The sequence below is a fragment of the Streptomyces sp. NBC_01283 genome, assembly GCF_041435335.1.
Lineage (GTDB): Bacteria > Actinomycetota > Actinomycetes > Streptomycetales > Streptomycetaceae > Streptomyces.
In genome coordinates this window covers 4,988,969-5,001,537 of record NZ_CP108430.1, presented here as the reverse complement: position 1 = coordinate 5,001,537, position 12,569 = coordinate 4,988,969, and the positions used below count along the sequence as shown (strand labels likewise).

The 12,569-nt window shown below is 69.2% G+C and carries 16 protein-coding genes; 6 read left to right on the top strand and 10 right to left on the bottom strand.

Annotation, left to right across the window (positions count from 1 at the left end):
- Positions 1–142: 142 nt before the first annotated feature.
- Together OG302_RS22910 and OG302_RS22905 are read right to left on the bottom strand one after the other, a co-directional pair.
- On the bottom strand, positions 143–2,404 hold the full coding sequence (locus OG302_RS22910) for a phosphotransferase family protein (RefSeq protein WP_371528476.1): 2,262 nt from the start codon (positions 2,402–2,404) through the stop codon (positions 143–145).
- 172 nt (positions 2,405–2,576) lie between these two features.
- Entirely contained in the window at positions 2,577–3,458 is an 882-nt protein-coding gene (locus tag OG302_RS22905; protein ID WP_371528475.1) for a winged helix-turn-helix domain-containing protein, read from the bottom strand.
- A 184-nt stretch (positions 3,459–3,642) separates the two neighbouring features.
- Here OG302_RS22905 and OG302_RS22900 point away from each other — a divergent pair, with 184 nt between their 5' ends.
- The gene (locus OG302_RS22900; RefSeq protein WP_371528474.1) at positions 3,643–3,825 is read left to right on the top strand and encodes a hypothetical protein; all 183 of its coding nucleotides are present in this window, start codon (positions 3,643–3,645) and stop codon (positions 3,823–3,825) included.
- Between the two features lie 11 nt (positions 3,826–3,836).
- On the opposite strand, the gene OG302_RS22895 is transcribed toward OG302_RS22900, so the two are convergent.
- Entirely contained in the window at positions 3,837–4,625 is a 789-nt protein-coding gene (locus tag OG302_RS22895; RefSeq protein WP_371528473.1) for an HAD family hydrolase, read from the bottom strand.
- Positions 4,574–5,458, bottom strand: coding sequence for a GntR family transcriptional regulator (locus tag OG302_RS22890; protein ID WP_371750198.1), 885 nt, complete (start codon positions 5,456–5,458; stop codon positions 4,574–4,576). The genes OG302_RS22895 and OG302_RS22890 overlap by 52 nt, the downstream gene beginning before the upstream one ends.
- Positions 5,459–5,583: 125 nt before the next feature.
- Here OG302_RS22890 and OG302_RS22885 point away from each other — a divergent pair, with 125 nt between their 5' ends.
- Entirely contained in the window at positions 5,584–5,772 is a 189-nt protein-coding gene (locus tag OG302_RS22885; protein WP_361831921.1) for a hypothetical protein, read from the top strand.
- Between the two features lie 23 nt (positions 5,773–5,795).
- On the opposite strand, the gene OG302_RS22880 is transcribed toward OG302_RS22885, so the two are convergent.
- A complete protein-coding gene (locus OG302_RS22880; RefSeq protein ID WP_371750197.1) occupies positions 5,796–6,671 on the bottom strand; it encodes a FadR/GntR family transcriptional regulator in 876 nt (291 codons plus the stop codon).
- Positions 6,672–6,913: 242 nt separating this feature from the next.
- Here OG302_RS22880 and OG302_RS22875 point away from each other — a divergent pair, with 242 nt between their 5' ends.
- Complete coding sequence (locus tag OG302_RS22875) at positions 6,914–7,099, top strand: hypothetical protein (RefSeq protein WP_361831918.1); 186 nt, start codon at positions 6,914–6,916, stop codon at positions 7,097–7,099.
- A gap of 116 nt (positions 7,100–7,215) precedes the next feature.
- On the opposite strand, the gene OG302_RS22870 is transcribed toward OG302_RS22875, so the two are convergent.
- Together OG302_RS22870 and OG302_RS22865 are read right to left on the bottom strand one after the other, a co-directional pair.
- Positions 7,216–8,193, bottom strand: coding sequence for an asparaginase (locus OG302_RS22870; RefSeq protein ID WP_371528472.1), 978 nt, complete (start codon positions 8,191–8,193; stop codon positions 7,216–7,218).
- 60 nt (positions 8,194–8,253) lie between these two features.
- Positions 8,254–8,889, bottom strand: coding sequence for an ABC transporter substrate-binding protein (locus OG302_RS22865; RefSeq protein WP_371528471.1), 636 nt, complete (start codon positions 8,887–8,889; stop codon positions 8,254–8,256).
- A gap of 201 nt (positions 8,890–9,090) precedes the next feature.
- Between OG302_RS22865 and dtd the strand changes: the two genes are divergently transcribed.
- A complete protein-coding gene (gene dtd / locus OG302_RS22860; protein ID WP_361831912.1) occupies positions 9,091–9,528 on the top strand; it encodes a D-aminoacyl-tRNA deacylase in 438 nt (145 codons plus the stop codon).
- A 16-nt stretch (positions 9,529–9,544) separates the two neighbouring features.
- On the opposite strand, the gene OG302_RS22855 is transcribed toward dtd, so the two are convergent.
- Genes OG302_RS22855 through OG302_RS22845 form a run of 3 tightly spaced genes read right to left on the bottom strand, consistent with a single transcriptional unit; the run spans position 9,545 to position 11,580 of the window.
- A complete protein-coding gene (locus OG302_RS22855) occupies positions 9,545–10,510 on the bottom strand; it encodes a folate-binding protein YgfZ (RefSeq protein ID WP_371528470.1) in 966 nt (321 codons plus the stop codon).
- Positions 10,511–10,544: 34 nt separating this feature from the next.
- Positions 10,545–10,976 (bottom strand): transcriptional repressor, encoded by a 432-nt coding sequence (locus OG302_RS22850; RefSeq protein WP_361831908.1) that lies wholly within the window; start codon positions 10,974–10,976, stop codon positions 10,545–10,547.
- A 31-nt stretch (positions 10,977–11,007) separates the two neighbouring features.
- A complete protein-coding gene (locus OG302_RS22845; protein ID WP_249589121.1) occupies positions 11,008–11,580 on the bottom strand; it encodes an FABP family protein in 573 nt (190 codons plus the stop codon).
- A gap of 284 nt (positions 11,581–11,864) precedes the next feature.
- Between OG302_RS22845 and OG302_RS22840 the strand changes: the two genes are divergently transcribed.
- Positions 11,865–12,227: a DsrE family protein gene (locus tag OG302_RS22840; RefSeq protein ID WP_371528469.1), complete on the top strand. Its 363-nt coding sequence runs from the start codon at positions 11,865–11,867 to the stop codon at positions 12,225–12,227.
- A 24-nt stretch (positions 12,228–12,251) separates the two neighbouring features.
- Positions 12,252–12,509, top strand: coding sequence for a DUF3099 domain-containing protein (locus OG302_RS22835; RefSeq protein WP_371528468.1), 258 nt, complete (start codon positions 12,252–12,254; stop codon positions 12,507–12,509).
- Positions 12,510–12,569: the final 60 nt, after the last annotated feature.

Genomic DNA, 12,569 nt, shown 5'->3' with positions numbered 1-12,569 from the left:
CCCGGTCACAAAGATGCCGAGCAGCAGGACACGGGTGGCCGCCGACTCGTACCGGGCCCGGTATCGACGAAGCCATCCGGTGAAGCCACCGCCCGCTGCACCACTCGCTGCCCCTGGCAAGAGCCCTCCCCCGAGCGTGCCTCTACGGCGCCGCTCTCATTCCTCCATGCTGGCCGTGCGGGAGCGCCCGGGCAAGATAGGGATTGGCCGTCGGGCTGGGGCGGAGCCCCAGCGATGCCTGCGCCGTGGCCAGTGTCATCGCATACGAGTCCACGGCCCGCTGCACGTTGGGGGCGTCCAGGTCGGCCCCGGTGACGAGTCGGTCCAGGTCCACGTAGGCGGACCGAACCACCTCGATCCAGCGGTACACCTTCCATTCCTCCTGCCACCCTGCAGTGCACGCCTCCGGCAGGCGGGCGACCCAGCGGCCGAACATGCGCTGTCTGATCTCGGGGCGGGTCGGGGTGAGATGCATGTGGCGGACCAGGTCGTACAGCGGATCACCGATCATCGCCATCTCCCAGTCGATGACGGTGAGCGGTCCGTCGTCACCGTCACGGCGTACGAGATTCCAGGGGTTGAGATCTCCGTGCAGCAAGGCGGGCCGGCGTGGTGTCAGCCGGTGACGGATCAAGATCTCCCAGAGCCGGTAGCCGTCCGGCAGACCGAGCTCCCTTGCCAGCTTCTGCGATTCCTTGGGGAGATACATGACCAGCCGCGCCAGTTCGTCGCAGAGCCACCGGTAGAAATCCGTCTTGCCGACCGTCGGGTCCAGCTGTTGGGTGTCGATCCGGGCCAACGCACCCAACTGATCGACCAGATGGTCGGCTTCGGCGGGGCGTAATCCGTCCACGGGGTGGTCCGGCGGCAGGTCTCCGGCACCTGACCCCTCGTAGGAATGGATCGCGAACCCGTCCTTCAAGTGACTTGCCCCCAGCGCCAGTACGCGGGGGGCCCGCACCGGCTCTCCCGAATCCTCGATGGCCCGCAGCACCGCGTGCTCACTGAGGATGCTGCGCTCGCGCCGCTCGGCCGAGGTCAGCTTCCGCCGGATCACGACCGGGAAGGTGATGCCGTCCACCCGGACCACGGTGTTGAGGTGGGCCGTCCCCTTGTAGACGCGGGAGGCCGGGGCGGCCCCTTCGGCGATCAGCGCTTCGAGCACGGCGGACCGGGGGAACGCGGGATGCTCCGGCACGCGCTCGTTCGGCTCCCAGGAGATCGGGGTCGCCTGCCGGATTCCCTCGGCCCGCCCCCCGAGCCGGGCAGCCCACCAGCGGAACAGCACCCGCTGGATCTCCTCCGCGTCCGGCACGCCCTGCAACTGCAGCGGAACGGCCGCGGCTTCCAGCGCCTTGCGCACGGCGTAGGTCGCCTCGTCGAGGCTCTTCTGGTCCGGCGAACTCCCCAGCGACCGGGCGGCGCGCATGACGTCCGGGTAGACGGACTGCGCGCGCTCGAAGGCCACATAGTGGTCGAGGTCCCGGCCCAGGCCGTTGACCGCCCTGGGCCTGAGGCGCTCCATCGCCTCCGCCCAGGCCGCGATCACCTCATCCCACTGATGGTCCGGGTATCGCATGCGGACGAGGTGCGTGGCCAGGTCGTGCAGGGGATCGCCGTACGTTGCCAGCTCCCAGTCCACGCAGATCAGCGGCGGATCACCTCCGTAGGAGAAGATCACGTTGTCGCGGTGCAGGTCTGTGTGGAGCAGGCTGTAGGGGCGGCGGGCCATGTTCGGCGCGCGCTCCGCCAGCCTGAGCAGCGCGTCGTCCGGAATGCCGAGTGCCGCGAAAAGCCCGCCGAACTCCGTCCAATTGGGCTGGCGGATCTGACGCTCCGCGAGATGCGCGAGAGTCCGCAGGAACGTGGGCCCGCCTTTGTCCATGCGGGGCCAGTCGGCCGGGAGCGGGGGCAGGGCCTCCCTGCGCACCTGGGTCATCTGCGCGAGCAGCGTCGCCAGGGCCTTGATCAGCAAGGAGTCGACCGGTTTGCCGTTCTGGCAGATGCTGGAGAACGGCACGCCTTCCACATAGCTGTGCACCGCGGAGTCGCCGCGCTTGGCCAGGCATTCCGGCACGTGGGGCAGCACGCCCTTGATGGCCCGCAGGATCTCCGACTCGTCCTGCCAGGTCCGGATGACGACCGGCAGCGCATCCTGGCGCCGCAGCCGCACGGTGACGGGCCGCCCCGGGTAGCGGTCGACCAGCCGGGCCATGGACTGCGTCAGCGGAAGCACGTAGTTCTGGTTGTGGTGGCCCCCGCTGACCGTCCCGTGCCGCAAGGCGTGCTCGACGAATCCGTCGTACACGTCGTGCACGTCGAGTGCTTCGTTCTCGTCGGCGGACCCCGTGAGGGGAGGGCCGGAAGGCGCCAGGGAAGGAGGACCGGGCACAGGAATGCCCACGGGCTGCTCCTGAATAGCTGAATAGTCACGCGAGGGAGGTGAAAGTGATGCACACCCTAGTGGCGCGCGAGACACCGGACGACGCGAGACCGGTAAACGATGGGCTCAAAGAGGGAGGCGCCACTCCTGAGGGACGTGGCGTTCGACGAATTTCCGCTTGGTGCCGATTCGCTCACGACTTCGCGAGAAGCGTCCAGCACGAGTCGAACCAGGCCTGCATGCTGGAGACGAAGAGGGCTCCCTGCGATTCGGGGTCCTCCTCGCGCACGTAGTGCGTGAGGGCCGAGCCCAGACCGAGCACGTCCAGGGCGTCGATCTCCTCGCCGTCATCCAGCTGGATGCGGCGCTCGATCACCTCGTACGGGCCGTGCAGCGCCTCCGTGCCGTTCAGTACGTAGAGCTTGAACGCCGGCGTCAGCGGCACTCTGCGCACCTCCACGTCCACCTCCGCCACCAGGCCCTCGGTGTGCAGGTCCCGCAGCGCGTTGCGCAGCGACGCCGTGTGCCGCCGGGTGATGTCGCGCAGGCGCAGCTGCGGACGCGGGTCGGCCGGGTCGTCCTTGGCGCGGGGGTAGGGGAGGTCGAGATCCTCGGAGGGCAGCAGGATGCGGACCGCGATGCGCTCCGGCTCGATCGCCCGGACCCGTATGCGTTCCGCCTGTACACGGATGTGGGCGTCCAGCGACTCGGAGGTCAGGGTGAAGACGTCCAGGGTGACCCGGGAGGCCTCGAAGGCCGCACCGATGATCGGCCCGAGCGAGACACGGCCGGTGCTGCCGCCCGCTCTCCCGCCCCCGGCACTCATGTGGGCCAGCTGCGCCTTCACCACCCGCGACCCGCTCCCCTGCTTGGAACGGACGAGGCCCTCGCTGATGAGTTCCCTCAGCACCCGCTGGATGGTGTCCCTGGAGACGTCGAATTCGCGCGCGAGCTCGCGCTGGGGGGGGAGCAGGCTGTCCAGGGGGTACGTGCCGTCGACCAAGCGGGAGTGCAGCGCGTCCGAGACCCGCCGGAACTCGCTGCCGCCGCCTTCACCGGACCGCTCACCGACCACACGGCGACCGTACCTCTGCCGCACCTCTGACAAACCGCTTCCAGTCACATTGGTTGCACGGCAGGGCGGTTGGTTAAGGGATCAGTCGGCCAGGGCACACCAATCTCAAGTCAACCAGTCCAATTGGACGGAAAGTTGATCGCTTCGCTGGTCCGCCCGGCGAACGAAGAGGGGTGGGGGTCCCATGGTCTTCTTCCAGTTGCTCGCGGCCGCAATCGGCTTCGGCATCGAGCAGTTGCTCCAGTCGCGGTACGGCACTCCGGGGCTTCTGGCCCTGAGCCTGCTCGCGATCGGCATACACGCGCGCAACAGGGCCTGCGTCTCGCTGTCCGTCCTGGTCTTCATGCTCCTGATGGCACAGGCCTGAGCACCCGGCGTTCAGGCCTTGTCGCGCAACACCCGCAGTACCGGCTCCAGCGAGCTCACCACACAAGCCGCCCCTGCGTCCTTGAGCAGCTTCGCCTTGCGCTCGTTACGCGCGTAGCCCAGGAAGGCCACTCCTGCCTCCTCCGCCGCCTGGTAGTCCGTGGGGGCATCGCCGATCATCAGCGCGGCCGAGGGCTTCGCGCCCATCGCGTTGAGGGCGCGGTTGAGGCAGTGCGGGTTCGGCTTGAGGAGATGCAGGTCCTGGGTGCGGCCGTAGATGTGCGGGGCGAAGCAATGGCTCAGGCCACGGCCTTCGAGATAGCGGGAGACCGCCCGCGGTGAGTTGTTGGTGGTGACGGCCAGACGGGAGCCCATGGCGTGCCACGTCATGATGAGGGGGTCCGCGTACTGGGTGGGCCATGCCGACGCCACCGCCGTCAGTTCCTGATGGGTGAGCCGCTCTTCGAGCTCGCCCACCAGATCGCTGCCGGGGTGTCTGCGGTCGACCGCCCGCAGGACGGCATGGGGGTCGGGCTGCGCCCGCTCCTCCGGGGTCAGCAGACCGCGCAGGCCCCGCTCCTCGAGCCAGCGGACCTGATCACTCGCGATCCGCTCGGCCGAGTGGCCGGCGAACAGCCGGCAGATGGGTCCGTCGAAGTCGAAGAGGACAAAGCGGGCTCGCTTGATCAGTTCCCGCAGCTTTTCGGTCTCTTCTGCCATCCACTCAGTCTGCGTCGCGTCAGGAGTCACTAAGAGAGTGTCAACTCCGTCGCGATCGTTGCCCAGAGCGCGTCGAACCATTTCTGGGACTCCTCCACGAACGCGGCGTCCCGGGGGGCCGCGTTCTTCTCGAAGGAGAACAGGGGCGACTTCAGCCCGGACACGTCGAACGCCTCCATCTCAGCGCTGCCGAAGTCCAGCATGCTGCGCTCGATCGTGTAGTAGGCCAGGAGCGCCTCCTGCTGGTTCAGCAGATACAGCTTCACCGGCGGCGTGAACGGCAGCGCGCGGAACGAGACGTCCACGTCGATGCCGTGCGAGGCCCGCAGCGCGCGCAGGTTGTGGCGCAGGACCTGGCCCTGGGCGTTGCGCTGGGCCAGCCACCGCTGGTGCACGCGGCCCTCGTCGTCCTGCCCTCCGGTCGGTCGGGGGAAGGCAAGCGTGATGTCGCTGCTGGGCAGCAGGATGCGTACGGCGATCGACTCGGGCCTGATACGGCCCTCGTGGATGAGACGCACCGGCTCTCCGAGCGCGATCATCAGCGTCTCCGCCGTATACGACACCACATCGATCCGCACCTGCGGCTCCGAGAACGCGCCCGACAGGCGGGGGGCCAGGCCCACCATCGACGCCTGGGGCTCCACGCCCGCCGATGCCGGTGGCTCCGCCGCGATGCGTGGGGGGCTGCCCTTGCTCACGTTGGCCAGGAGTCCGTCGCCCTGCAGTGTCTTCAACGCCTGCCGCACCGTCCCCCGCTCCACGCCGAACTCCTCCGCGAGCACCGCCTGGGTGGGGAGGCGGTCGCCCGGCTTGAGGTCACCGGAGCGGATGCGGTCGCGGAGGGCGTCTGCGATGTCCTGGGGAGTGAGTTTTCTGCTGCCGTTCACTGCAACGTTCTCCTGGGTCACGACCAGACGATACAACTGCCCACCATCTCCGGGCAGTTGTCTTGAAGTTGTTTATGTAGTGGGACCAAGTGGGGACAACTCAAGTGAAGTTGGTTGCCAACTCATCCGAGATGGCAGAAGGGGGAACCATCATGGCCGTCCTCGCCCTCCTCGCAGCGACATGCGCCATCACCTTCGAGCAGTTCGTGCAGTGGCAGTACGGAACCACCGGCATCGTCGGACTGCTGCTCCTGACCGTCGGGATCAAGGCGAAGAGCCCCACCTGCAGCTCCATCGGCGCCGTCGTCCTCGCGCTGATGATGACCGGCCCCGCCATCTAGCACCCTCGGGTCAGGGGCTGGAGCTAGCCCCGCGCCAGCTCCAGGTCCTGACTGATCGTTCCCCAGAGCGCGTTGAACCAAAGATGGGACTGCTCCACGAACGTCGTGTCCCGCAGTCCGTCGCCCTGCTGGAAGGGAAAGAGCATCGACTGCGCGCCCTGGGCGTCGTACATCTCCAGGTACTCGTGGTCGATCTGTTCGCTCTGCTTGGTCAGCGTGTAGTACGCGAAGAGCGCCTCGGAGCCGTTGAGGAGATACAGCTTCACCGGCGGCGTGAACGGCAGTGCGCGGAACGAGACGTCCACGTCGATGCCGTGCGAGGCCCGCAGCGCGAGCAGATTGTGGCGGAGCACCTGCCCCTGCGCGTTCCGCTGGTCGAGCCAGCGCCTGTGCACCTGGCCGTCCTCGTCGTCCCCGCTGTCCACCGGCGCCGGAAAGGCGAGATCGATGCTGCGGCTCGGCAGCATCACCCGGACGTCGACCTTGGCCGGTTTGCGCTGTCCGGCGTGAATCTGACGGAGCGGTTCCCCGATCGCCATCGTGAGCGAGATGGAGGTCAGACAGAGCGCGTCGATCTCCACGTGGGGGGCCTCGAACGCCGCGGCGATGCGCGGGGCGAGGCCGACCATGGTGGGCTGCGGCTGTACGCCGCCGGGCCCGGACAGCGCCTGCTTCGAGCCGACGGCGACCGTGGCGGGGCTCCCCTTGGACACGTTCGCCAGCAGGTTCTCACCCCGGAGCGTGCGCAGCGCCTCGCGTATCGCGCCGCGCTCGACGCCGAACTCGTCGGCCAGCTCGGCCTGGGTCGGCATGCGCTGCCCCGGGCGCAGCGTCCCGGACCTGATCCGGTCGCGCAGCTCGTCGGCCACCTCGTGATGCGACCTTGGCGGCCTCTTCATCCCGTTGACGGGGGCAGGTTCCGGGCTCACAACCAAACAGTACAACTTCGCGCCATCTTTGGGGAGTTGCTCGGAAGCTGGTTATAAATCGAGCCATCACGGAGATAACTCAGGTGGAGTTGGTAGCCAACTTAGGCAACCTGGTAGGAGCCCTTAGGGGGTTGGCCCCAGTGGTTGCTCATCGGATGGCTGTCGACCAGAGGGGACGGGGCTCGGCGCCCCGTCCCGAAAGGGGGAACGTCATGCCGCTCATCGCCATCGCCATCGCCGCCCTCGCCATTGGATTCGAGCAGCTCATCCAGTGGAAGTACGGGCCGCTGGGCATCGTCGCCTTCGTGCTGCTGACCGTGGGCATCAAGGCCAAGAACACCAAAATCAGCGGCGTCGGGGCTGCGCTCCTCGTCCTGCTGCTCGCCCAGTCGGGCTGACAGACGGCCTAGCTGGGCTGACAGAGCTGGTTGACCGGGCTCCCATCCGGAGGGGAGCCGGGAGTCCGGTCAACCATCGGTCCGCGGCCGGCGCGCTCCCACGGACCGGAAAGGGCCTAGAACGCCGCCCGGATCCCGCCCACCTCGACGGCACCGCCCAGCAGGGGCGCGCTGCCGACCCGGGCGAGCACGTCGCCCTCCACGCCCGCCAGGCTCAGCACCCGGGCCAGGACGGGGCCAAGGGCCCGTATCCCGCCGTCGTCGACCTTGAAGGCGAGGGCGCGGCCGTCCGGCAGGGCGAACGCCTGCACCGCCTCGGCGCCCATCTTGGAGAGAGCACCCGGGATCTCCCGCATCAGCCAGGTGTCGGGACGGCGCGTGCCGGCCACGTACTCGGGGTGGGCCCGCATCGCGTCCGCGACCCGGCGCTCCGCCGTCCCCTCGGGGGCGAGGACGAAGTGCCGGAAGGCGCGCGCGAGGCCGGTCAGGGAGATCGCCATCAGGGGGGCTCCGCAGCCGTCCGTGCCGACGGCCGCCACCCGCTCCCCCGCGGCTTCCTCGACGACCTTCAGGACGAGCTGCTGGAGGGGGTGCCGCGGGTCCAGGTAGGAGTCCGCGGGCCAGCCGTTCAGGTCGCAGACCGCCAGCATCGCCGCGTGCTTGCCGGAGCAGTTCATCGTTACCCGGTCACGAACGGCACCCGCTGCCAGATACGTCTCGGCCTCGACCGCGTCGAGCGGGAGGTCCGGCGGGCACTGCAGGTCCGCCGCCGTCAGGCCGTGCTCGGCCAGCATCTTCTGGACGAGGTCCCGGTGGAACCCCTCCCCGGAGTGGCTCGCCGCGGCGAGCGCGAGCCGCTCGCCCGACAGCTCCAGACCCGCCCGCAGCACCGCCGCAGCCTGCATCGGCTTGTTCGCGGACCGCGGGAAGACGGGGGCCGTCACGTCCCCCATCGCCAGCTCCACGCTGCCGTCGGCCGCGAGCAGCACCAGGCTTCCCCTGTGGCGGCCCTCGACGAAGCCGGAACGTACGACCTCGGCGAGGACCGGGGGTATGACGGGGGTGGCGACGGACTCGGCGGACGTGGAGGTCATCTTCGGCCTTCCGGGGCGGAGGTGGCGTGACGGCCGCCCGCGGAAGCCGGGATCACCGGGTCACGCGAGCAGGTCGTCTACTTGTGCTTCACCTTCACGGTACCTGCGGGCGATCTCCGCACTGCAATCGTCCGCCGTGCGCTGCAGCTGCTGGCGGCGCCGGGAAACCTGCTGTTCGTAGCGGGTGAGGCGCCCCATGGCCGTGTGCAGCTCGTCGTCCGTGCGGGCTTCCAGGTCGGAGAGCTCGACCTCGGCGAGCATCTCCGTCGCCAGGAGGCCGTACTCCGCGCTGTGCGGCGTGCCCAGCGTCACATGCCGGGCCGACGAGCGGTGCCGGGCGGGCCCGTCCATGAGGATCTCCGAGAGGCGGTCCACGACCGGCCCCTCCGGGCCCGTGCCCTCAGGACCCGGCGCCGCCGGGTCCCTGCGGCGCGCGACCTCGGCCCGCAGGATGTCGATCCGCCCCTGCAGCAGGCGCCGGACATAGCTCAGGTCCGCCTCGTTCTGCTGCGCGTCCCTGCGCAGCTCGCGCAGCTCCCGCAGGAGCAGCGCGGCGAGGTCGTACCCGGGCTGCCCGGACAGCACCGCACTGGCCGTGCGCTGCGTGGGCGGGCGTGGCACGTTCGTACGTCGCGCAGCGCTCATGCGGGTCAGCGACACAGATCCGAGCGGCTGTCCCGTACTTGGTGTGCTCATGTGGCTCTACCGTCCCCTCGACCGGCGCGGTACACCGCGTGTGTGCATGGTGCCACCCTCGGTGGCCGCTATGTGAGCGAGTGCCCCCAATCGGCCCCAGATGGGGGGTTCAGGCCAACCTCCCGGGCGGCGCATCCGGCGCAAGTCGGCCGTACGGACGCAGGGCGTACCGGCCGTATGGAGCACGGCATGATGGGCCGTATGCGTGCTGTGGTGCAGAGGGTGGACGGGGCGAGCGTCGTCGTCGAGGGCGAGAACGGCCCCGAGACGGTCGGCGAGATCAATGGCGAGGGCCTGTGCGTCCTGGTGGGGGTGACCCATGAGGACACCAAGGAGAAGGCAGCTCAACTGGCCAGAAAACTCTGGTCCGTTCGGATGCTGGCCGACGAGAAGTCCTGCTCGGACATCGACGCGCCGCTGCTGGTCGTCAGTCAGTTCACGCTGTACGGCGACGCCCGGAAGGGCCGCAGGCCCACCTGGAACGCCGCCGCACCCGGCGATGTCGCCGAGCCCCTGGTCGACGAGGTCGTCGCCCAACTGCGTTCGCTGGGCGCGACGGTGGCCTGTGGCCGCTTCGGCGCGAAGATGCGGGTGTCACTGACGAACGACGGGCCGTTCACGGTGCTGCTGGAGATGTGAGGCCCGACCGCCCGCGCTACGGCTCGACCACGACCTCCTGCGCCGCCGCCGTGCCGCCCGCGCTCAGCGCCGCGTCCAGCGGCACGTTCCGCTTCACCAGCGCGAGCGCGATCGGCCCCAGCTCGTGGTGGCGTACCGCCGTGGTGATGAAGCCCAGCTTCCGGCCCTCATCGCCCTCCGAGGCCAGGCGCAGCTCCGTGCCGGCCGCCGGCAGATGCACCTCGCTCCCGTCCAGGTGCAGGAAGACCAGGCGGCGGGGCGGCTTGCCCAGGTTCTGGACGCGGGCGACCGTCTCCTGGCCTCGGTAGCAGCCCTTCTGCAGGTGCACGGCCGTGCCGATCCAGCCCAGCTCGTGCGGGATCGTGCGGTGGTCCGTCTCGAAGCCGAGCCGCGGCCGGTGCGCCTCCACGCGCAGCGCCTCGTGGGCGAGGATGCCGATCGCGGGGCCGCTCTCCTCGGCGTACGACTCCAGGGACGCACGCGGCAGGAAGAGATCCCGGCCCTGCGCCGTCTCGCGTACGACGACGCCTTCCGGTACCGCGGCGATCGAACCGGCCGGGAGGTAGACGACCGCGAACTCGTCCGTGCGGTCGGCGACTTCGACCCGGTTGAAGAACTTCATGCTCTCCAGATAGGCGACAAGCGCGTCCTGCGTGCCGGGCTCGACGTGCGCCCACACCGTCTCGCCGTCGTCGACGAGATAGAGGGCGTGCTCGATGTGGCCGTTCGCGGAGAGGATCAGCGCCTCGGTGGCCCGGCCGACGGGCAGCTCGGTCACGTGCTGCGTGAGCAGCAGGTGCAGCCAGCTCAGCCGGTCGGGTCCGGAGACGGTGACGACGCCGCGGTGCGAGAGGTCGACGAAACCGGTGCCGTCGGCGAGGGCGCGCTGTTCACGGAACAGATCGCCGTAGTGGGCGGCGACGCCTTCGTCCACGCCCTCGGCGGGGACGGCGCCGGGCAGGGACAGGAGGGGGCTCTTCATGTTCACCCACACTACGACCCGGCGACGGGCGTTCTTATTCCTTCTTGCCCGAGCAGTCCTCGCAGCGCCCGAAGATCGCGAAGTGCTTCAGGTCCGTGTCGAAACCGAAGGTGTCCCGCAGCTTCGCGGTGAACTCCGCGGCCACCGAGACATCCGCCTCGATCACGTTCGTGCAGTCCCTGCACACCAGGTGAAGGTGGTGGTGGCGGTCCGCGAGGTGGTACGTCGGCGCCCCGTGCCCCAGGTGCGCGTGGCTGACCAGGCCCAGCTCCTCCAGGAGCTCCAGCGTGCGGTACACCGTGGAAATGTTGACCCCCGACGCCGTCTTCCGCACTTCGCAGAGGATGTCGTCGGGGGTCGCGTGCTCAAGGGTGTCGACGGCTTCGAGGACAAGCTGGCGCTGCGGCGTCAGCCGGTAGCCGCGCTGTCGCAGGTCGCTCTTCCAGTCGGAGTCGGTGCTTGCCACACCCGCAGTGTAGGCCCACCGGCCATATGACCTACTTGAAGAACGCGATGCCGTCGTCCGGCAGGTCGCCCAGGCCGCGCGCCATCTCGGCGACGTCCTCGGGCGAGACGACCTTCTTCAGCTGCGCCGACATGTACGGCCGCAGGGGCACCTCGGGGGTCTGCTTCTCGCCGACCCACATCAGGTCGCCCTTCACATACCCGTAGAGACGCTTGCCGCCGGTGTACGGGCCGGAGGCCGCCGTACGGGCGACCGCGTCCGTGACCAGGTCGATCTGCGGCTTCTGGTCGGCGAGCTCGCCGTACCAGACCTCGACGACGCCGTCGTCGCGCACCATCACGGTCTCGACCTTGCGGTCCTTGTCGATGCGCCAGAAGCCCGACTCGGACTCCAGCGGCTTGACCTTGTTGCCCTCGGCGTCGAGCACCCACGTGTGCGAGTGGTACTCGATGAAGTCCCGCCCGTCATGGGAGAAGGACACTTCCTGGCCGAAGTTCGCCTTCTCGGCGCCGGGGAAGTCGGTGACGCCCGCGCCGGCCCAGTTGCCGAGGAGCCAAACGAGGGGCACGAGGTCGGGGTGCAGGTCGGACGGAATCTCGATCATGGGATGCTCAGGCGATCTCTAGGTGGCGTACGGGACGTACGGGGCTCAGCGCTGACCCTGGTACAGCTTCTTCACGGACAGTCCGGCGAACGCGAGTACGCCGACGCAGACCAGAACCAGCAGGGCGGAGAAGAAGGCCTCAAGCACGGGGTGCTCCTCGGTGAGCTATGGGGTGAGCTAGTGGGGCAGGTATCAGAGCCGCTCCCACTGTAGTCGTGCGCGGCCCGCACCTCTCTGCGAGGTGGCCTTACGGGTGGCTTCCCGCGTGGCCTTACGATGCGGCCATGGCGAAGAAGCTCGTGATCAAGGTGACCGCCGGGGCCGACGCCCCCGAGCGCTGCTCGCAGGCGTTCACGGTGGCGGCCGTGGCCGTGGCCAGCGGTGTGGAGGTCTCGCTCTGGCTGACCGGTGAGTCGGCATGGTTCGCGCTGCCGGGCCGCGCGGCGGAGTTCGACCTTCCGCACGCGGCGCCGCTCCCCGACCTGATCGACTCGATCGTGGCCGCGGGCCGGATCACGCTCTGCACACAGTGCGCGGCGCGCCGCGATATCACCGAGAAGGACGTCATCGACGGGGTGCGGATCGCCGGCGCCCAGGTGTTCGTGCAGGAGGCCATGACGGACGGCACCCAGGCGCTCGTGTACTGAGCCACCCGGTCGTACGCTGGATTCATGTTCGCGCGACGCCGCCATGCGTACTTCGCCATGATGGGCACGTGCATCGCCCTCTTCGTCCTGGCGTGGGGCGTCGTGCGGCTCTGGTCCATCCCCGTCGCCGTCGGCATGTGCGTCGTGGCGATGGTGATCCCGCCGCTGGCCGCCATCGTGGCGAACCGCCGCGGCCCGGAGGACCGCTGGTGGGACGACCCCTCGGGAGACCCGAAGTCCGACGAGTGGTGGGACGAGCTGGACGGCAAGCACCGCCGCTAGCCCCCCGCTGATCACAAGCGCCCGCTGATCACGAGCCGAAGGACCGCACCCCGTACCAGT